The sequence below is a fragment of the Gordonia hongkongensis genome (assembly GCF_023078355.1).
In the GTDB taxonomy this organism is placed as follows: Bacteria; Actinomycetota; Actinomycetes; order Mycobacteriales; family Mycobacteriaceae; genus Gordonia; species Gordonia hongkongensis.
On sequence record NZ_CP095552.1, the window covers coordinates 5174742 to 5195242 of the forward strand.

Consider the following 20501-nt stretch of genomic DNA (forward strand, 5'->3'; position numbering starts at 1 on the left):
TTGCACACGTGGTGACAGGACACCACGCTACAGGCGCACCGCGACCCACATGGTGTGGCCGCGGGTGCGGTTGTCGGACATGCGGACTCGCTAATGTGAGTGGCACCGTTCGGGCGCCCTTCGAACTCGGTCGCCGGACCCTTCGTGACGCGCCCTCCGCAAGCTCCGAGCGCTCCTCAGGGAGCAGGACTGCCGCGCCCTCCGCAAGCTCCGAGCGCTCCTCAGGGAGCAGGACTGCCGCGCCCTCCGCAAGCTCCGAGCGCTCCTCAGGGAGCGGGGATGGCGTTTATGTTCACGCCGGCAACGCTCCCCGCGCGGAGTGCTCCTCCGCCCACCGGAGCGCGTGGTCGGCGACCTTCTCCCACCCCGCTCACCGCAGGTCCAGTGCGACCGCCCGGGGAACTCGTAATACTCGGTCAGCGCCTTGGACCGGCGGTACTTCTTCGCGTTCGACTTGTTCACCGCGGGCGGCATGATGTGGTCGGCCCCGCCGGCGATGAACAGCAGCGGTGCACGGTCGTCGCGCCGGTAATCCACCCAGGTCTCCTGATGTCCCGGGGTGAGGTTTGCGAACACGCCGTACTTCCAGACCCACGATCCGGGCGCGGCGATCGCGTACCGGTCGTACACCGCACGCGAGTCCTCGTCGCTCAGGGTGTTGGTGAAGGCGTAGTGCCACTCCTTCGGTGTGAAACCGGCCGCCTTGTGGCGGTTCGAGAAGCGCTTGAGGATCGGGAACAACGACTTCACCTGCGAAAGCGGCTGCGTCCGAACGCCTTCGGTCGGCGCGGAGTTGATGGCCACCGCAGCCGCACCGAGCCCGCGGTCGACCAGCAACTGCGTGAGCACGCCACCGAAGGAATGCCCCATGATGATCGGCGGCGACGGCAGCGCGCGGATGATCCCGGCAAGGTGGTCGACCGTCGCGGGCACCGTGAGATCCGCGATCACGTCGGAGTTCTCCCTCAGGGACTCGACTTCCACCTCGAAGCCGGGGTAGGCCGGGGCGATGACCCGATACCCCTTGTCTTGGTAGTAGGTGATCCAGTCTTCCCAGGACCGGGGCGTCACCCACAAGCCGTGGACGAGGACGATGGTGTCGGGCGGCGGTGTGGTCATGTGCAGTCTCCGATTGTCAGGGCCCGGCGTGGGCTCAGGGGGCGGTGTAGGTGTCGAGGAAGGCGAGCAGATCGTCGTCGAGCTCGCCCTTGTGCGTGTCGGTGATCCCGTGAGGTGTACCGGGGTAGACCTTCAGCTCGGCGCCGTCGACCAGTTCGGCGGACGCCTTGCCGCCCACCTCGAACGGCACCACCTGGTCGTCGTCGCCGTGGATGACGAGGGTGGGGACGTCCACGCGTGCGAGGTCGCTCCGGAAGTCGGTGGCCGAGAACGCGGCGATGCTCTCGTAGGCGTTGTGTGCGCCCGCCTGCAGGCCCTGTCGCCAGAAGGCATCACGCATGCCCTGCGACGGACTCTGGCCGTCTCGGTTGTTGCCGAAGAAGGGCCCGTCGGCGAGATCGCGATAGGCCTGCGAGCGATCGGCGGTGGATGCCGACCGGATGCCGTCGAACACCTCGATCGGGACCCCACCGGGGTTGTCGTCGGTCTGGAGCATGAACGGGGGCACCGCGGAGACCAGCACCAGTTGCGCCACGCGATCGGTACCGTGCCGCCCGATGTAACGGGTGACCTCACCGCCACCGGTGGAGAACCCGACGAGCGTGAGCTCCTGCAGATCGAGATGCCGGATCAGTTCCGCGAGATCGTCGGCATACGTGTTCATCTCGTTGCCCGACCACGTCTGCGACGAGCGGCCGTGTCCGCGACGGTCGTGCGCGATCGCCCGATACCCGTTCTGCGCCAGAAAGAGCTGTTGAGACTCCCAACTGTCGGCGTTGAGCGGCCACCCGTGGCTGAGCACGACCGGACGTCCGGCACCCCAGTCCTTGTAATAGATCTCGGTTCCGTCGAGCGTGGTGACGTACGGCATGGGTCCTCCGGGATCCTCCGGTGTCGATGTGGGATCACCGTAGGAGGAAACCCGTCAGCCGATCGTGTCGAGACTGCACGGTTCTGTGCTGTCCGTGACGCGGACCGGTTGTGGAGGCGGTCGTGGCTCGGCGCCTCGTGCCCCCGCAACGTTTCTCAGTGTGGGGCGAGCGAGCTCCGCAGACTCCGCCGGACCGCGGCCCGGACGTCGGCGTCCGGGTCGTCGGCGGCCCCTTCGAGAATCCGCCGGACCACCGGATCGTCACTCCACTCCGCGAGGGTGACTGCGGCAGCACGCCGGACGTCGTTGTGGACATCCGCGATGGTCTTTTCCAGCGCCGAGACCGTCGTTTCGTCTCGTGCGATCGCGAGCCCCCGCGCCGCGCCGACGCGCACCTGCCATGCGGTCTCCCGTAACGCACGGACGAGGACCGGGCCGTCGACAGCGCCGTCACCCACGACCGCCATCGCGGAGAACGCCGCGGCCCGGACGAGGGGATCTCGGTCGGCCGCCAGTGTCCGCACGGCTTCCACACCACCGCCCCCGACCGTCGCCAGTCCGTCGGCCACCGCGATCCGGACCTCACGGTCGGGATCCGTTGCCAGGCCGGCGATCAGCTCGGACTCGTCCCGAGACACCAGCGCGCGGATGGCCTCGATCCGGACGCGGTGGTCGGAATCCTCTGTGGCGGAAGCGAACAGGTCCACCCGATCAGCGCGCACGGCGCGCAACAGGTCGACGACGGTCGCACGCACGACCGGGTCCGGGGACTCGGCGTGATTGGCGAGCGCCGACACGAACTCCGCGGTCGGGTCGATGATCTCGACGAGTTCCCGCAGCCCCTGCGTCGCCGCTCCGCGGACCGGTGCCACAGCGTCGGCCAGCGCTCCGACCACGGCCATCTCGAACCCGTCCGGGGTGTTCTCGGTCAGCACCGCGATCGCGGTTCGGCGGACCGTCGGATCCGGGTCTGCCAGATAATCGGCGAGATCGGCGGCGTGGGTCACCGAGGTTCCGAGCAGTTCGACGATCCTCGGTGACGCCGTTGCCGTGGACTCGTCCTTCCTCGTGGTCTCACGCACCGGGCTCTCGACACCGCGGTATCCCGGGCCCGTCGACACGACCGGTTGTTCGATCGCGATCACCGTGCGGTCGGCCGGCGGGATGTGGTCCAGCCCCTCGACATCGACCAGGAAGGGTTCGACCGGCCGACCGAGGAACTCCATCGTGCCGTCGGCGGCCTTGCGGACGTTCAGGTGGTAGCCCCACTCGTCGTCCCGGCGCTCGGGGAGATCGGCACGCTCGTGATAGAGACCCCACCGACTCTCGGTGCGTGTCAACGAACTACGGGCCGCCAGTTCGGCGCAGTCGCGGATGAACGACACCTCCGCACACCGCATCAATTCGTGCGGGGTCCGCCCGCCCATCTGCTCGATCTCCGAGCGCATGCGCTCGAAGGTCTCGATGGCGATGGCGAGCTTGTTCGACGTCTTTGGCGGCGCCACATAGTCGTTGACGAATCGGCGCAGCTTGTACTCCACCTGTGGCTGGGGTGGGCCGTCGGGGTGGGTCAGCGGTCGGTAGATCAGCTCGTGGGCGGCACGCAGTTGGTCCATCGGCAGTTCGGTGGGCGCGGCCAGGTCGCGGGCGGTGTCGCTGGCATGCTGACCGGTGAGCTCGCCGTAGACGAATGCGCCGATCATGTAGTTGTGCGGCACGCACGCGAGGTCGCCGGCCGCATACAGGCCGTCGACGGTGGTGCGTCCGTGCTCGTCGACCCAGACGCCGGACGCGGAATGTCCACTGCACAGACCGATCTCGGAGATGTGCATCTCGATGTCGTGGGTACGGTAGTCGTGTCCGCGGTTGCTGTGAAACGTTCCCCGCGTGGGTCGTTCGGTGGTGTGCAGGATCGACTCGAGCGAATCCAGCGTCTCGTCGGGAAGGTGACTGACCTTGAGATAGATCGGGCCGCGCGCCGACTCGATCTCGGACTTCACCTCCGCCATCATGTCGCCCGACCAATAGTCGGAATCGACGAACCGCTCACCGTCGGCGTTCACCTGGTACCCGCCGAACGGGTTCGCCACATACGCACACGCCGGGCCGTTGTAGTCCTTGATCAGCGGGTTGATCTGGAAGCACTCGATGCCGCTGAGCTCCGCGCCCGCGTGGTAGGCCATCGAGTAACCGTCGCCGGCGTTCGTCGGGTTCTCGTAGGTGCCGTAGAGGTACCCGGAGGCGGGCAGGCCCAGGCGGCCGCAGGGCCCGGTGGCGAGAATGACCGTCTTGGCTCCGATCTCGACGAACTCGCCGGTGCGCGTGTGCAACGCGGCCGCACCCACCGCGCGCCCGCCCGCGGTCAGGACCCGGACGGGCATCAGCCGGTTCTCGATCGTGATCTTCTCGCGCATGTCCCGCTTGCGCAGGACGCGGTACAGCGCCTTCTTCACGTCTTTGCCCTCGGGCATCGGCAGGACGTACGACCCCGACCGGTGCACCCGGCGGACCGCGTACTCGCCGTACTCGTCCTTCTCGAACTTCACGCCGTAGCGTTCCAGACGACCGATCATTGCAAAGCCGCGAGTCGCTGTCTGATACACCGTCTTCTGGTTCACGATGCCGTCATTGGCTCGAGTGATCTCGGCGACGTAATCCTCGGGGGTGGCCTTGCCGGGGATGACCGCGTTGTTCACCCCGTCCATCCCCATGGCGAGGGCCCCGGAGTGGCGAACATGCGCCTTGTCGAGCAGCAAGACCGACGCGCCGTTCTCGGCGGCGGTGAGAGCGGCCATCGTCCCGGCTGTCCCGCCGCCGATGACCAGCACGTCACAGTCGAGCCGACTCCGGTCGGCGATGTCTGGGATATCCACTGCCGGTTCACTTCTCCAATGCATCGAGGATGGTGCGGCGAAGCCGCCGGGTGGCGTCGTCCCTGCGGCGATCCGGGTCGCGAGGGTGCGGGACGTCGACGGTGGCGCGGACGGTCTCGCCCGCACGGCCCAGTACGACGACCCGGTCGCCCAACAGCAGCGCCTCGTCGACGTCGTGGGTCACGAAGACCACGGTCGACGGGTGCGCCGACAGGGTCTGCAGCAGCAATCGCTGCATGGCGGTCCGTGTCTGCGCGTCGAGCGCCCCGAAGGGTTCGTCCATCAGAACCGCTCTCGGCGACCCGGCGAGGCCACGGGCGAGCTGCACGCGCTGACGCATGCCGCCGGACAACGACTTCGGCAGGTGGTCGGCGAAGCCGTCCAGACCGATCTCGGTGATCCACTGCTCGGCCTGATCCCGGCGGTGTCGCCGCGGGACGCCGCGCAATGTCAACGCCAGCAGGATGTTCCCGCGTACCGTCCGCCATGGGTGCAGCGCATCGTCCTGGAACACCATGGCCCGATCCCGAGACGTGGTGCCAACCGGGTCGCCGTCTGCGAGGATTCGACCGCCGCGGACCGGCAGGAGACCCGCGATGGCGCGGAGGATCGTGGACTTCCCGCACCCGGACGGTCCCGTCAGGACGACGATCTCGCCGGCGCCGACGACGAGGTCGAAACCGTCGATCACCGTCGAGTCCCCGTAACCGATCCGGATGTCCTCGAGATCGAGTCGCATCGCGGCGACCGAGTCCGCCGTCAATGCCGTTGTCGCGGGGGCCATCGTCGCTCCTGCCGTCGTCGGGGTCATCGTTGCTCCTGCCCTCGCGGCAGCCAGCGGGTGACCCGCCGTCCGATCACCTCGATCAGCCCCGACGTCAGTGCGCCGAGGACGCCGATGGTCAGCATCCCGACGAACACCTGCGGGTAGTCGACCACCGTGTACGCCTGCCACGTGCGGTATCCGACCCCGTGCCGGCCGGAGATCATCTCGGCGGAGATGAGGCAGATCCAGGCGACGCCGACCCCGACCGACAGTCCGCTGAACACACCCGGCGCGATACCGGGCAGGATCACCCGGAGGACGACGTCTCGACGGGTGCCGCCCATCGTCCGCACCGAGTCCTCCCAGATCGTGGGCAGCGCCCGGACGGCATGGCGGGTCGCAACGAGGATGGGGAAGAACGCCGCGGCGAAGGTGATGAAGACCATGCCGGCCTCGTCGGTCGGCAACACCAGGATCGCGACCGGTACCAGGGCGATCGCCGGTATCGGACGGAGCACCTCGGTGAGGGTGCCGACCGTGAGTCGCGCTGTCCCGGAGCGGCCCAGGGCGATTCCCACCGGGATGCCGACGCAGACCGCCAGCGCGAATCCCGTACCGATCCGGATCAGCGACTGGCCGAGATCCAGGTAGTACTGCTCGGAGCCGAGAGCTGCCCAGAACGCCTGGCCGACGTCGGTGAGCGAGGGAATGGTGTCGAACCTGGCCCACAGAACCACATCGTGCGTGGTCAGCAGCTGCCAGACGACACCGGCCACCACCAGGACCAGTATCCGGACTCCCCAGTGCCAGTACCGGTTCGACCCGTCCGGGGTCCGGGCCGGCACCGAATCGGTGGCCGTGTCGTCGACGGCGACCGATCCGATCGTCGCGGTGGTCATGACACGACTCCGGCGAGTGCCTGCTCGTACGTCACGTCGACGGCACCGGGATGCGTCGCGCGGTACTGTCGCGCGCTGTCGGTCGTGGTGAACGCGACGTACCGGTCGCCCTCCCGCAGCCACACCGCCTTGTCGGCGAACCAGCGGGTCCCGAGCTGCGGGTCCGAGATGTAGGCGGCCCGGACTTCCTGCCCCTGTCGTCGAGCCTGTGCGACCGCGCGCAGCAAGCAGGTCGGATCCGCGGCGGGTTGGGTCCGTTCCTGTCCGCGCAACCAGAGCTCACCCGCGGTCGCCGGGTCGACCGCGACCCCGCAGATCGGATCGTCACCACGGGTGACGGAGGCATTGCCGGTGCGGCTCAGGGCTTCCGAGTGGTTGATGCCGGCCGCGGCGAAGGTCTCCTGCAGCGGCCCCGGATCGACGAAGGTGTCCAGGTCGATCTCGTGGGGGAAGCTCCCGATGGACTTCAGGTAGGGGACGTCGTTGCGCAGCGCCTCGACGAGGCCCGACTTGATGGCCGGATTGAAATCCGTTCCGCCCGGGCCGTTGTAGAGGTAGACGACCTCGGCCGGGAGACCGCTGTTCTCCGCGACGAGTTCGGCGGCCGCGAGCGGGTCGCGGGTCAGGGACTCGGTCGAATCGAGCTGCGCGCGCAGAAAGGCCTGGACCACGTCCGGGTTCTCCTGCGCGTAGGCAGATCTCGCGACGACGCCGTGCAGGGTCGGAACCCCGAGCTGAGCTCCGTCATAGAGCAACCGCGCCTTGTCCTGGAAGACCAGGAGTCCCGGCCAGGCCACGAACTGGGCCAGGGCATCCACCTTGCCCGACTCCAGCGCCGACGCGCCCACCTGCGGCTGTTGGTTCTGCACCTGCACCCCGGTGGTGGGGTCGATCCCGGCGCGGTCGAGGGCCTGCACGAGCGTCCCGTGACCGGCCGATCCGACGCTGGCCGAGATCGACTTGCCGCGTAGATCGCCGATCGTCGATGCCGGTGAATTCTGAGGGACCACAACCATGTTCAGCGAACCCCGCGGGCTGGATCCCGTGACCGACAGCATCTCGGTGCGGGTCTTCTCCTCAGCACCGGCACGGGATCCGTTGATCAGCAACGGATAGTCACCCATCGACCCGATGTCGATTTTGCCCGCGATCATCCCGGTCGTGATCGGCGCGCCGGTGTCGAAGTCCTGCCACTCGACCGTGTACTCCTGGCCGGTCCGTTCGGTGACCTCGGCGAGCCGCTTCTCGAACTGACCTTCCGCGCGTAGCAGGGTCCCGGCGGTCACCGTGTTGATCGTCTTCGACTGATAACCGACGACGACCCGGATGGTGTCGGTGTCACCGGTGTCCTCGAGCGAGCAGGCGGCACTGCCGAGGACGACGGCGAGCGTGACGGTGATCGCCGCCAGTTGTCGGGATCGGAGACGTGTTCTCATCGGACGTCCTTTGGGCTGGGACCATGGGCATGGGTGATCGCCGCCGGTTGCGTTGCAGTACCGGCGTTGTGGGACAGAAGATTTCAGCGGAGCAGATAGGGCATGTTGACGGTGACCGCACCCGTCGGGCATCGGACCGCGCACGGCCCGCAGTACCAACACTCGTCGACGTGCATGAAGGCCTTGCCCGATTCCGGGTTGATCGCCAACGAGTCGAGAGGACAGACCTCGACGCAGAGGGTGCAGCCCTCGATGCACAGCGATTCGTCGATGGTGACCGGCACGTCGACGCGGTTGTTGACCTGACTCATGAGCCGGCCGCCTCGCGTCGGGCGGTGCTCCGCAGACAGACTCGGTCACTGCGCATCCGGATGTACTCGAGGTCGACGGGGCGGCTCTCGTGCGCGAGATGGGTCAGTCGTTCGAGCAGCAGCAGCGAGGTACCCGAACCGGTCTCGAGATGCGCAGCCGAATGCGGGTCGGCGTCGACGGCCTCCACCGTCATCGTCGCGTGTCCGAGGGGTCCGCCGGCGATCTGCTCGAGAAGCGTGAACACGTCGTTGTTCTCGAGGTCGTGCTCGAGCAGCGGGATGCCGAGGTCCGGCACGAGATACGTGATGTCCAGGCTGATCGGCTCGTCGTCGAGGTAGCGCAGCCGTTCGATGTAGACGGCCTGCGCGTCGGCGAGTTGCAGCCGCCTCGCGACTGCGCGGGGGGCATCGACGAGGGTGGCGATCTTGACCGTGTTGCGCACCTCGCCGTGCATGCGGAATGTCTCTTTCAGTCCCTGCAGGGCATCGAGCCCATGATCGAGTTTGCGAGCCACCACATGGGTGCCGACCCGTGGCGCTCGCTCGATCAGTCGTTCCTCGGTGAGGATCGCGAGTGCATCGCGGATGGTGTTGCGGGAGACATTGAAGTCGGCGATGAGGGTGCGTTCATCGAGCGACTCGGCGAGGTCGCCGTCGTGGATCTGTCGCCGGAGCACGTCGGCGACCATACGGGCGTTGTCCGCCCGGAGCCGTCCGGCTGCTGTGGTCCTGAGCTGCATGAATGGCACGATAACGCGATCGCGCCGGCCCCGGAACGCCTGTGCGCGGCGCTGGTCGCGGCCCGGGGTGAATGCGCCACCGGCGGTACGCCGTGACCTGCGGCCCGTGCTCGGCCGCAGGTCATTGCGCCACCCTCGTGCGCCTCGGTCCGATTAGAATCACCGCGCTCACAATGCGGTGTCGGCCCCCCGGGTCAGCGCGGTTGCGTCGCGTCGGCCGCTCGCAGCACCGTCCGCGAGACCGCGTCGGGGCGCGACACCAACGACGCGTGCGAGGCGTTGACCTCGGCGGTGCGCCCGGGTACGGCTCGTCCGGCCAGGAAGCGCTGCAGCGCCGTGGGATCACCCGATCCTGCTGCGAGACGAGGTACCAGCTGGGCACCCGTGCCCACGACGGCGGTCCGGACGGTTCCAGGTTGGCGCGGAGCGCGGCGGATTTCTGGTGGGCGAACATGTCGGCGGCGACCGCGGGCGACACGTCCTGCGCGAAGATCTCCCGGAAGTACGGGCGCGCGATGTAACCGTCGACGTTGCGTCCGGCCACGCCGGTCGGGTCGTTCTCGACCACCGTCAGCTGCAGGGCCGGCGGAAGGAGCCGGCTACCGGGATAGGTGATCGGGTTCAGCAGCCCCTGGACGAACTCGCCCGTGGTGCATCGGGTGTTCCGACCACTCGCCGGCGATGACCACTACTCTTGCCCTCATGACCAAGCGAACCGAACCGGACGCCGAGATCGACATCAAACCGCGTAGTCGCGACGTCACGGACGGCTTGGAGAAGACCGCGGCCCGCGGCATGCTCCGCGCGGTGGGCATGGGCGACGACGACTGGGTGAAACCGCAGATCGGCGTCGGGTCGTCGTGGAACGAGATCACGCCCTGCAACCTGTCGCTCGACCGGCTGGCCAAGGCGGTCAAAGAAGGCGTGCACGAGGGCGGCGGGTACCCGCTCGAGTTCGGCACCATCTCGGTCTCCGACGGCATCTCGATGGGTCACGAGGGCATGCACTTCTCGCTGGTGTCCCGCGAGGTGATCGCCGACAGCGTCGAAACCGTCATGAGCGCCGAGCGGCTCGACGGTTCGGTCCTGCTGGCCGGTTGTGACAAGTCCCTGCCCGGCATGCTGATGGCCGCCGCCCGACTCGACCTCGCGTCGGTGTTCCTCTACGCCGGGTCGACGCTGCCCGGATACGCGACGCTGTCGGACGGCAAAGAGCGTCAGGTGACCATCATCGACGCCTTCGAGGCGGTCGGAGCCTGCTCGCGCGGACTGATGAGCCGGGAGGACGTCGACACCATCGAACGCGCGATCTGCCCGGGTGAGGGTGCGTGCGGCGGCATGTACACCGCCAACACGATGGCCAGCGCGGCCGAGGCACTGGGGATGTCCATCCCGGGCAGTGCCGCACCCCGGCCCCGGACAAGCGTCGCGACCAGTTCGCCCGCCAGAGCGGGGTCGCCGTCGTCGAGATGCTGCGCCGCGGGATCACCGCGCGCGACATCATGACCCGCGAGGCCTTCGAGAACGCGATCGCCGTGGTGATGGCGTTCGGCGGCTCGACCAATGCGGTGCTCCACCTCCTCGCCATCGCCAACGAGGCCGAGGTCGAACTGTCGCTCGACGACTTCATCAGCGTCGGCAGCCGGGTTCCGCACCTGGCCGACGTCAAGCCGTTCGGCCGGCACGTGATGACCGACGTCGATCGCATCGGCGGTGTGCCGGTGGTGATGAAGGCACTCCTCGACGCGGGCCTCCTGCACGGCGACTGCCTGACGGTGACCGGATCGACGGTCGCCGAGAACCTGGCGCACATCGCGCCGCCGGACCCGGACGGCCAGGTCCTGCGGGCCACGAAGTCGCCCATCCATCCCACCGGCGGCATCACCATCCTCAAGGGATCGCTGGCCCCGGAGGGCGCGGTGGTGAAGTCCGCAGGCTTCGACTCCGATGTGTTCGAGGGCACGGCACGGGTTTTCGACCGCGAACGCGCCGCGATGGACGCGCTCGAGGACGGCACGATCACCGCCGGGGACGTCGTCGTCATCCGGTACGAAGGCCCGAAGGGCGGACCGGGCATGCGGGAGATGCTCGCGATCACCGGCGCCATCAAGGGCGCGGGTCTCGGCAAGGACGTGCTGTTGATGACCGACGGCCGATTCTCCGGCGGCACCACCGGTCTGTGCGTGGGTCACATCGCGCCGGAGGCCGTCGACGGCGGACCGATCGCACTGGTCCGCGACGGCGACCGCATTCGGCTCGACGTCGGCCGCGGTCTCCTCGACCTCCTCGTCGACGACGACGAACTCGCTTCGCGTGCACGAGAGTTCACTCCCCTGCCCCCGCGGTACACGCGCGGCGTGCTGGCGAAGTACTCCAAGCTCGTCACCTCGGCGTCGCAAGGGGCGGTCTGCCGCTGAGCGCGGTACCGGTCCCGCTGGACCCCTTGAACCCCGGTGCCGGCGTCAGGTTGCGGTTTGTCCCGGATTGCGGGACAAATCGCAACGGGATCTCCGGTGACCGCCGTCGAATGGGCCTACAGTCTCTGGCATGGCCAAAGACCGTGGCACCCCGAAACCCACTGCTGGGAGCTCGTCCGCGCTGTCGAAGGTGTCTCTGCCGCAATGGATTGCGCTCGGACTGACCGTTCTCGCGGTGGTCTTCATCGTGCAGAACCGGACCACGGTGCGCATCGACCTGTTCTGGGTGAGTGTCGAGTCCCCGCTGTGGTTCATCCTGGCCGTGGTTTTTCTCGTCGGCTGGGTCGTCGGCGTACTCGCCGCGCGCGGCCGTTACCGGCAGCGCCGTCCGCACTGAGTTCGACGCCGCTTCGTCGGCGAAACCGGCGCGGTCTCACGACGATCGGCCGGGCGGCAGCTCCTTTCGCGGGGTGAGGTGGCCGAGCAGCCAGTCGTAGATCGCGTCGTTGTTCAGCAGGGTGAAATGGTGTGCGTTGCCGATGTGGAACCCCTCCTGGAACTTCAGCCCGCGACGCTGCCGCGTGTGCTGCCCGCGCCCACTCGGCGCGAGCACCAGGCCGTCACCCAGCAGACGCCCGACCGGGTGGTCGGGGTCGCGGGTGATCGTCGCGGTGACGAAGAGATGGCGAGCGCCCGCCAGCAGCGGCACGTCGGCGCCGGGCGGCTGTGACCACGCGTCCGGGTCGTGACCTGTCCAGTCGTCGTCGGTCAGGCTGCCGTGGAACAGGTCTCGCACCCCGGCGCTGCGACGACGCAGCAACGAGCCGATCGGGCGGGTGACCGGCGTCCGGTTCAGCGCATTCGTGGCCAGGTGGACACCGCGGGCCAGTGGAGCTCCGAGGTGCGGCGTCCCGAGGCACACTGTCTCCGACACCAGGCCCGTCCAGTAGTCGCCGCGCTGATCGGCTGCGTGGCAAGCACTTCGGACGACCAACCCACCCATCGAATGGCCGATGAGGGTCAGTCGTGTCACCGGCGTCGGCCAGAGCAGGACGAGTGCGTCGAGAAGGTCGGCGAGGGCGCGGCCGTTCTCGCTGATGTGGCGACCGGTGTTGTAGCGGACCTGGACCTCGGTGGCGCCGATGTCGTCGGTCAGCCGCTCGCCGTATGTGGGTTGCTCACCTAGAGACCACGCGAACTCCGACTCCATCAGGCCGTGCAGGAACACGACGACGTGTCCACCCGCGTCGGGGAAGCCATCGCGGAGCGACTCGGCGTCGAGGGAGACCGGCCAGCCGTCGACGCGGATCGACATGTCGGCCGTGAGGGGCGAGTGCACGGTGTCCAGTTCATCGCCGATGAGACCGTTGAGGATGCCGAGGAGCACCGCGCCTCGAGGGGTGTGCGAGGGCGCGCGGCCCTCCGACCAGGGCACATGGTCCGCAGCCGACCGGCCGGCGTCGAGGGCAGCGGTGATCGAGTTGTACGTCCCCTCGCTGACGGCGTCATGCACCATCCGCGCGGTGTCGACGGAACTCCCCAGGACAGGCCGGAGCATCCGGAAGACGCCCCCGGCGATGACGCGGTGCATCGCTCCGACGCCGCGCGTGGCAGCGCCGGCCTCGTACAGCCCGAGATCGGTGAGCGCCCGCAGCTCGGACTCACGCGTGGTCGTGGCGGTCATGCCCCGAGTGTACAGATGTGCACTCAATTCGGGGCGGAGCTGAAGTCACGACCGCCACCCGTCAGATCCGATTGCGTTTTGTCCCGGCTACCGGGACAAAACGCAAGGGGATCTCAGGCGGCCCGGCGTCGCGCCCGGAACACCACGTCGTGGGTGTGGTGGCCGCCTCCCGCGGCCTTGCCGCGTTCCCGCGTCTCGTCGGTGACGATTTCCCAACCGTCGCCGAGCAAGGCCACGAAGCCCTTGGGCTGCACATAGGCATCAGGGTCGAAGCCATGCGCACGCACACCCTCGGGGGCGTGTGCCACGACGAGCAGGGACCCGCCGGGGCCGACGGCGTCGACCAGCCGCCGCGCGGCGTCCAAACCCTCCTTCGGAATCGGGAAATAGTGCAACGTCACGAGGTCGACCCCGGCCGCCGGCACGTCCTCGGCGATCACGTCGGCACGCAACCACGTGATCGACGGCCGCGGGTCGATCTCACGGGCCCGATCCACCGCGACCTGCGAGATGTCGAGGGCCGTGACCTGCCATCCGCGGTCGGCGAGCCATCGGGCGTCGGCCCCCTCGCCCGACCCGACGTCGAGCGCGGTGCCCGGCTCGATGTCCGACACCTCGGCGACGAGCGCAGGGTTGACGTCGGAGGTCCACAAACGGTCCGCGCTGCGGTACCGCTCGTCCCAGCCTTCGGCGGTTCCCGGATCGTTGCTCCCCCGGGACTCGGTGGCGGCCTGGGGGCGGTGGCTGTTCTCGGTTGTCATGCCTTCGACTCTGGCACGCACCGTCGTGAGCGGCAAGGACGGTTGCCGATCCGGCAAGAAGTGATGGTGGAGGGAGACCCCGGGTCAGTGCACCACGCCCGCGATCCGCCGGATGGCCTCGGTGAGCACGTCGGCGGAGCAGGCGGCGTTGAGTCGAACGAAACCGGCACCCGGATTCCCGAAGGCGTGTCCGTAATGCAGGGCGACGCGGGCTTTGTCGAGAATGACGAGCCCGGGGTCGTCGCCCAGCCCGGTCTCGCGGAAGTCGAGCCAGGCGAGATACGACGCCTCCGGCCGCGTGTACCGAACCGTCGGAAGATGCTGCGCGAGCAGCTGTTCGAGGAGATCGAAGCTCTCCCCGATGACCTCGAGGGTGGCGTCGAGCCACTCGTCACCGTGCGCCAATGCCGCTTCGGCCGCAGCGCGGCCCAGAATGATGCTCGTGCGATAGCGCACCTCGTCGGGTTGCCGCGCGATCAGAGCCCGGCCCCGATCCGACGCGACAACCGTGAGCGCGCACTTGGCACCGGCGAGATTGAAGGCCTTGCTCGCCGAATGTGCGGCCACGCCGACGTCGCGCGCCGTGTCGCTCACCGCGAGGAACGGGACGAACTCCACGCCGGGGTGGACCAGCGGCGCATGGATCTCGTCACTGACAACGGTCGCCCGCGGCCAAGTCGGCCAGTCGCGCGAGGTCGGTGGCGTCGTGGACGAGACCGAGCGGATTGTGCGGGTGACACAGTAAAACCGCGCGGGCCCCGGCGGCGAGGGCGCGTTCGATGCCCGCCAGATCCATCCGCCAGGTCGTCGACGACGACCCGCGTTCCTCGAGAAGGGGCACCTCGACGACGCGACCTCCGGCCTCCGGGATGAGTTCGAAGAACGGCGGATAGACCGGGGGCATCAGCACGACACCGTCGCCGGGACTGATCGCGACACGCAGACTCTCGACGATGACGACGCTCACGTCGGTCGTCGAGTTGACGTCAGCCGGATCCACCCGCCACCCCCACCGACGGTCGGCGAACCCGGCGAAGGCCTCCCCTGCCGAACCCGAGGTCGCCGCGTAACCGATGTCGGACGCACGTACCCGGTCGATGATGGCGTCGGCGACCACCGGTGCGAGCGGATAGTCCATCTCCGCGATGAACAGCGGTAGTACGTCGTCGGGGTGCGTGTTCCACTTCGCGCTGGTACGACGGCGTAGTTCGTCGAGCGGCGGCGCGACCGGTCTGATGCTCACCGCTACTTCGTACCGCCGATGCCAACGCCGCACCACCACTGCGCGGCCACCATGTCCGTCGACGATTCCGCCGTCAGCGGGCAGACTGGTCGGCATGGCCTCCCCATTCGCATCGGTGTCCAGATCCAGCCCCAGCACGCACCCGAGTACTCGCTGATCCGTGACGCGGTCCGCCGCGCCGAGGACACGGGCGTCGACATCGCGTTCAACTGGGATCACTTCTATCCGCTGTACGGCGCCCCCGAGGGCGAACACTTCGAATGCTGGACGATGCTCGGCGCCTGGGCCGAGCAGACCTCCCGGGTGGAGATCGGCGCGCTCGTGACCTGCAACTCTTACCGGAATCCGGAGTTACTCGCCGACATGGCCCGCACCGTCGACCACATCAGCAACGGCCGTCTGATCCTGGGCGTCGGGGCCGGCTGGTTCCAGAAGGACTACGACGAGTACGGGTACGACTTCGGCACCGTCGGTTCCCGGTTGAACGATTTCGGTGCCGCCCTCCCGCGGATCAAGTCGCGGCTGGCCAAGCTGAATCCGGCTCCCACCCGCGACATCCCGATCCTCATCGGCGGCAGCGGCGAGAAGAAGACGCTGCGCTACATCGCCGAGCACGGCGACGTCTGGCACGGCTTCAACGACGTCGAGCAGTACCGGCACAAGTCCAAGGTGCTGGCCGAGCACTGCGCCGCCGTGGGTCGCGATCCCGAGACCATCGAGCGGTCGTCGGGCGTGCAGTTCGACGGGGACACCGACGCGCTGCTGCGCGATGCCGATGCGCTCGCCGACGAGGGCGTCACGCTGCTGACCGTCGGCGTCACCGGCCCCGACTACGACCTCACCGCACTCGAGGCGCTGTGTCGGTGGCGCGACTCGCGGAACTGACCGCGTAGCACCCGGGCGCACCCGCGCCCGGGTGCCGACACTCCCCCGAAGGCGTCGACGACACCGCACGCCCGCACGGCTAGGTTTGTGATCATGCATCGAGTGCCGGCACTTCGGGAACTGCTGACACGCGCGGCTTCGGCGGTCGCGCTGACGGGACTGCTGGGCGTCCTCATGGCCCTGGCGTCCCCCGGCGCGGCGTCGGCGGAGCCGCCCACCCGGCTGCCGAACTACGTCGTCGACTCCGCCGATGCGATCTCCCCGGCGCAGCGCGCCGAACTCGAGACGGCGATCGACTCGCTCTACAACGCCCACGCGGTCCAGATGTGGATCGTGTACGTCCGCGATTTCGACGGTCTGACCAGCGAGGAATGGGCGGATCGGACCGCCGCCGCCAGCGAGCTGGGTGACCATGACGCCCTGCTCGCCGTCGCCACCGAGGACCGGGCGTATCGGTTGTTCGCACCCGACAGCGTGGGCGGCCTCGATCAATCGACACTCGAAGAAGTCGCGAACGACGACGTCGTCCCGCAATTGCGCGACGAGAACTGGGCAGGTGCGGGCCTGGCGGCGGTCAACGGACTGTCCGGCGCACTCGATCCGAACCACACCGGCCTGATCGCAGCCGGCGTCGTCGGCGGCGTGGCCATCCTCGGCGGCGGCGGCGCGTACCTCTACTCCCGACGCCGCAAGCAGCGTCGTATCGACGACAGCGTCGAGACCCTGCGAGAGCAGGAACTGACTGTCGACCAGTTGGCCGCGCAACCCGTCGAGGTGCTCGACCCGTGGTCGCGTGAGGTGCTCACGGACCTCGACAACGCCATCCGCACCAGCAAGGAAGAGCTGCAGCTGGCGGTCGGCGAGTTCGGTGAGGCCGAGACGGCTCCGTTCACCGACACCGTGCGGCACGCCGAACAGGCGCTCGGACGGGCGTTCGGGCTGCGCCAGCGTCTCGATGACAACGTTCCCGAGACCGACGACGAACGACGCTCGATGCTCGTCCAGATCATCACCACCTGCACCGAGATCGACAGCACGCTGGACGACCACGTCGAGAACTTCGACGCGATGCGCAACCTCCTCATCAATGCGGACTCGCGATTCGACGCCATCACCCAGCAACTCATCGGTCTACGCGCCCGTCTGGAGACGGCGACGCAGCAGCTGACCGACCTCATCGGCAAGCACGGCGAGGCCACGTTGACCTCCATCCTCGACAACGTCGATCTCGCCCGAGCCCAGATCGACTTCGCCGAGGCGACCGCGGATCAGGGGCGCGCCGCCATCGCCGCACCGGTGGGTCAGCAGGGACCGGCCGTCGCTGCGATCAGGTCGGCCGAGGGATCGATCGAGCAGGCGACCACGCTGCTCGACGCCATCGATCACGCAGATGCGAACATCGCCGTCGCCCGCTCGCGAATGCCGGCGCTCATCGCCGAGGTGGACGACGAACTGGCCGAGGCCAACGCCCTGGCACAGACCGGCGGGACCTCGCTGGTGACTGCGATCGAGGTCGCGAGCGCCGCGGTCGCCAATGCCCGCAGCAACTTCGACGCCGATCCGCTGGGTACCTTCACGGCGCTCGTCGACGCGGATGCCGATCTCGACGACGCACTCGCCGCGGCCCGGGACGCCGCGGCCGAGCGCATCCGTCGTGCACAGGTCCTCACCGCGGCACTCGAATCGGCCGAGGCCAAGGTGACGGCGGCGGCCGACTTCATCGGCACCCGCCGCGGGGCCGTGCAGTCCACGGCACGTACCCGACTGGCGGAGGCGCAGCGGCTTCTGCAGTCCGCGATGGACGCCGCTGCCACCGATGCACCGGTGGCGACCGCGACCGCACGTCGCGCCGGTTCCCTGGCCGACCAGGCGCTCATGGCCGCTCAGACCGACGTCGTCGACTGGCAGTCGCAGCAGCGACATCCGGGCGGCTCGTCCACCGCCGGTGCGGTCCTCGGCGGAATCCTCGTCGACAGCTTCCTACGCGGCACCGTCGCGGGACGCGGGGGCGGATTCGGCGGCGGTTTCGGCGGGGGCGGCTTCGGAAGCGGCGGACGCAGCCCCGGTTCCTTCGGCGGCTCCGGGTCGTCGGGCCGGATCGGAACCGGCGGGCGGTTCTAGGCCCCGGCGCCGGGAGCGCAGCGAGCGGGCCGAATCAGCACGGCGCCGGGAGCGCAGCGAGCGGGCCGGATCGACACGGCCGCGTGATGTTCCACGTGGAACCAACAGGGGTGTTGGGCTGCCGTTAACGCTCGGGTAGCCATCGGTTCGTTTCATCCTCCTAACGTGCTCCTCGTCGTGCGCCGGCCCCGTGGCGCGACCATGTTTTCAGAGGAGCCCGTGTGCGTATTCCGTTGCAGCTGTTCATGTCCACCGGCGAGGATGCCGGACGTTCGTCCCGCGCCTACGTGACATGCCGCTACAAGTGCGGCGACGCGTGCCGCCACGATCCCGGGAACACCAGCGACAACAACTACTTCCGGGACATCGTCCGCACCGCGGTCTCGCGTCGAAGCGTTCTCAAGACCTCGGCCGGTGCAGCGGTGGCCGTCGGTGCGACCTCGCTCCTCGCGGCGTGCGGTGACTCCGGGTCGTCGGAGTCGGCCTCGTCGTCGAGCGGTGCGACATCCGGAGATGCGATGCCGGGCATGAACTTCGCCGCCGTCGCACCGAACACGGAGGACGCCGTGGTGATCCCGGACGGGTACCGCCAGGAGGTGGTGATCAGGTGGGGCGACCCGATCCTGCCCGGCGCTCCCGAGTTCGACTTCGCCAATCAGACACCCGAGGCGCAGGCCGGGCAGTTCGGCTTCAACAACGACTTCGCCGGCCTGATCCCGGTCGACGGCGTCGCCGATCACCACTACCTGGTCGCCAACCTGGAGTATCCGACCGAGCCCTTCATGTTCGCCGGCTACAAGGAAGGCGAACCCACCGAGCAGCAGGCCCGCATCGCCATGGCGTCGGTCGGCATCGCAGTCGTCGAGGTCACCGCGCAATCCGGCAGCGGCGCTCTCAAAACCGTTGTGGGCCCTCGCAACCGACGTCTGGCTGCCTCGAGTCCGTTCCGTCTCACCGGCCCGGCCGCGGGCAGCGAGTTCGTCAAGACGGCCGCAGACCCGGCGGGCACCACTGTCCTGGGCACCTTCGCCAACTGTTCCGGAGGTCTCACCCCGTGGGGCACGATGCTCTCCGGGGAGGAGAACTTCAACAACTACTTCGCGAACCCGAGCACCGTCACCGACGCCAAGGCCAAGGAGCGGCTCGAGCGCTACTCCTTCGAGGACGACGGCGACGAGCATTACTGGGGACGGTTCGACAAGCGCTTCGACCTGGCCGTCGAGCCGAACGAGGGGAATCGCTTCGGTTACATCGTCGAGGTGGATCCGCACGACCCGAATTCCGTTCCGGTGAAGCACAGTTCGATGGGCCGGTTCAAGCACGAATCGGCGAACATCTACGTGGTCGGGAGCGGGCCGGACAAGGACACCGTCGTCGCCTACAGCGGTGACGACGAAAGGTTCGAGTACATCTACAAGTTCGTCTCCAGCCGCAAGATGAAGTCCGGCCTGTCGAAGACGGCCCGCGACCACAACATGGGCATCCTCGACGAAGGCACGCTCTACGTCGCCACCTTCACCGGGGACTCCCCCGACCCGGTGGACGGCACCGGAACCCCGCCCGCCTCAGAGAAATTCGCCGGGAAGGGGTCCTGGAAGCCGCTGCTGACGGTCAATGCCGACGGTTCGGCACGCTCGTACATCCGCGGCATGTCCCCCGCCGAGGTCGCGGTGTTCACCCGGCAGGCCGCCGACACCGTCGGCGCGACCAAGATGGACCGGCCCGAGGACATCGAACCGAATCCGAAGTCCGGCAAGGTCTACTGCGCGCTGACGAACAACGACGATCGCGGCACCGATGGAGAAGCGCCTGCCGATGCGGTGAACCCCCGCAACGAGAACAAGAACGGTCAGGTCCTCGAGATGACCGACGACCACACCGGCACCGAGTTCACCTGGGAACTCCTGCTGGTGTGCGGCGACCCGGCTGCTGCCGACACCTACTACGGCGGGTTCGACAAGACCAAGGTCAGTCCGATCTCCTGCCCCGACAACGTCGCGTTCGATCCACATGGCAATCTGTGGATCTCCACGGACGGCAACGCACTCGACAGCAACGACGGGTTGTTCGCGGTCGCCCTGGACGGCGATCGACGCGGGGAGACCAAGCAGTTCCTGACCGTGCCCAAGGGTGGCGAGACCTGCGGCCCGATCATCGACACCAATCGTGTCCTGATCGCGGTTCAGCATCCCGGCGAACTCGACGACCACTCCGCGGACAACCCGGCGTCGCACTGGCCCGACGGCGGACAATCGCAGCCCCGGCCCTCCGTCGTCGCCGTGTGGCGCGACAACGGAGGCGAGATCGGCGTCTGACCACACCTCGTCATCCGAGCACCCTCGAGTCCCGGCCACTGCCGCCCGGCTCGGGGGTGT

Annotated in this window: 15 protein-coding genes and 3 pseudogenes; 6 read left to right on the plus strand and 12 right to left on the minus strand. The window is 68.3% G+C overall.

Features of this window, described 5'->3' with window-relative positions; translation table 11 throughout:
- Window positions 1-90: 90 nt before the first annotated feature.
- The 9 genes and pseudogenes from MVF96_RS23300 to MVF96_RS23340 form a co-directional block, all read right to left on the minus strand.
- Complete coding sequence (locus tag MVF96_RS23300; protein WP_247450661.1) at window positions 91-1119, minus strand: alpha/beta hydrolase; 1029 nt, start codon at window positions 1117-1119, stop codon at window positions 91-93.
- Window positions 1120-1153: 34 nt separating this feature from the next.
- Entirely contained in the window at window positions 1154-1990 is an 837-nt protein-coding gene (locus tag MVF96_RS23305; protein WP_247450662.1) for an alpha/beta fold hydrolase, read from the minus strand.
- Between the two features lie 155 nt (window positions 1991-2145).
- Entirely contained in the window at window positions 2146-4863 is a 2718-nt protein-coding gene (locus MVF96_RS23310; protein ID WP_247450663.1) for a fumarate reductase/succinate dehydrogenase flavoprotein subunit, read from the minus strand.
- A gap of 7 nt (window positions 4864-4870) precedes the next feature.
- Complete coding sequence (locus MVF96_RS23315) at window positions 4871-5647, minus strand: ABC transporter ATP-binding protein (protein ID WP_247452169.1); 777 nt, start codon at window positions 5645-5647, stop codon at window positions 4871-4873.
- A 23-nt stretch (window positions 5648-5670) separates the two neighbouring features.
- Complete coding sequence (locus tag MVF96_RS23320) at window positions 5671-6528, minus strand: ABC transporter permease (protein ID WP_247450664.1); 858 nt, start codon at window positions 6526-6528, stop codon at window positions 5671-5673.
- Complete coding sequence (locus MVF96_RS23325) at window positions 6525-7964, minus strand: ABC transporter substrate-binding protein (RefSeq protein WP_247450665.1); 1440 nt, start codon at window positions 7962-7964, stop codon at window positions 6525-6527. Before MVF96_RS23325 ends, MVF96_RS23320 begins: the two co-directional genes overlap by 4 nt.
- Before the next feature lie 83 nt (window positions 7965-8047).
- Window positions 8048-8275 carry a 4Fe-4S dicluster domain-containing protein gene (locus MVF96_RS23330; RefSeq protein WP_010843879.1) on the minus strand — a complete coding sequence of 76 codons (228 nt, stop codon included), beginning with the start codon at window positions 8273-8275 and terminating at the stop codon, window positions 8048-8050.
- On the minus strand, window positions 8272-8964 hold the full coding sequence (locus tag MVF96_RS23335) for a GntR family transcriptional regulator (protein ID WP_336287435.1): 693 nt from the start codon (window positions 8962-8964) through the stop codon (window positions 8272-8274). The genes MVF96_RS23330 and MVF96_RS23335 overlap by 4 nt, the downstream gene beginning before the upstream one ends.
- A 245-nt stretch (window positions 8965-9209) precedes the next feature.
- Window positions 9210-9661: pseudogene (locus MVF96_RS23340) on the minus strand (alpha/beta fold hydrolase); the annotation flags it as partial.
- A 167-nt stretch (window positions 9662-9828) separates the two neighbouring features.
- Here MVF96_RS23340 and MVF96_RS24780 point away from each other — a divergent pair.
- From MVF96_RS24780 to MVF96_RS23350, 3 genes and pseudogenes are all read left to right on the plus strand, one after another.
- Window positions 9829-10757, plus strand: a pseudogene (locus tag MVF96_RS24780) (dihydroxy-acid dehydratase domain-containing protein); the annotation flags it as partial.
- Window positions 10743-11432 carry an IlvD/Edd family dehydratase gene (locus MVF96_RS24785; protein WP_472924654.1) on the plus strand — a complete coding sequence of 230 codons (690 nt, stop codon included), beginning with the start codon at window positions 10743-10745 and terminating at the stop codon, window positions 11430-11432. The pseudogene MVF96_RS24780 and the gene MVF96_RS24785, both read left to right, overlap by 15 nt.
- A 130-nt stretch (window positions 11433-11562) precedes the next feature.
- On the plus strand, window positions 11563-11829 hold the full coding sequence (locus tag MVF96_RS23350) for a lipopolysaccharide assembly protein LapA domain-containing protein (protein ID WP_247450667.1): 267 nt from the start codon (window positions 11563-11565) through the stop codon (window positions 11827-11829).
- Between the two features lie 36 nt (window positions 11830-11865).
- On the opposite strand, the gene MVF96_RS23355 is transcribed toward MVF96_RS23350, so the two are convergent.
- From MVF96_RS23355 to MVF96_RS23365, 3 genes and pseudogenes are all read right to left on the minus strand, one after another.
- Entirely contained in the window at window positions 11866-13116 is a 1251-nt protein-coding gene (locus tag MVF96_RS23355) for a lipase family alpha/beta hydrolase (RefSeq protein ID WP_247450668.1), read from the minus strand.
- A gap of 113 nt (window positions 13117-13229) precedes the next feature.
- Window positions 13230-13877: a class I SAM-dependent methyltransferase gene (locus tag MVF96_RS23360; protein WP_247450669.1), complete on the minus strand. Its 648-nt coding sequence runs from the start codon at window positions 13875-13877 to the stop codon at window positions 13230-13232.
- 84 nt (window positions 13878-13961) lie between these two features.
- Window positions 13962-15120 (minus strand): annotated as a pseudogene (locus tag MVF96_RS23365) (MalY/PatB family protein).
- Between the two features lie 51 nt (window positions 15121-15171).
- Between MVF96_RS23365 and MVF96_RS23370 the strand changes: the two are divergent.
- The 3 genes from MVF96_RS23370 (at window position 15172) to MVF96_RS23380 (ending at window position 20441) form a co-directional block, all read left to right on the plus strand.
- Entirely contained in the window at window positions 15172-16005 is an 834-nt protein-coding gene (locus MVF96_RS23370) for an LLM class F420-dependent oxidoreductase (protein WP_247452170.1), read from the plus strand.
- 93 nt (window positions 16006-16098) lie between these two features.
- Window positions 16099-18126 (plus strand): TPM domain-containing protein, encoded by a 2028-nt coding sequence (locus MVF96_RS23375; RefSeq protein WP_159371710.1) that lies wholly within the window; start codon window positions 16099-16101, stop codon window positions 18124-18126.
- A gap of 221 nt (window positions 18127-18347) precedes the next feature.
- Window positions 18348-20441 carry a PhoX family protein gene (locus tag MVF96_RS23380; RefSeq protein ID WP_159371711.1) on the plus strand — a complete coding sequence of 698 codons (2094 nt, stop codon included), beginning with the start codon at window positions 18348-18350 and terminating at the stop codon, window positions 20439-20441.
- Window positions 20442-20501 lie beyond the last annotated feature (60 nt).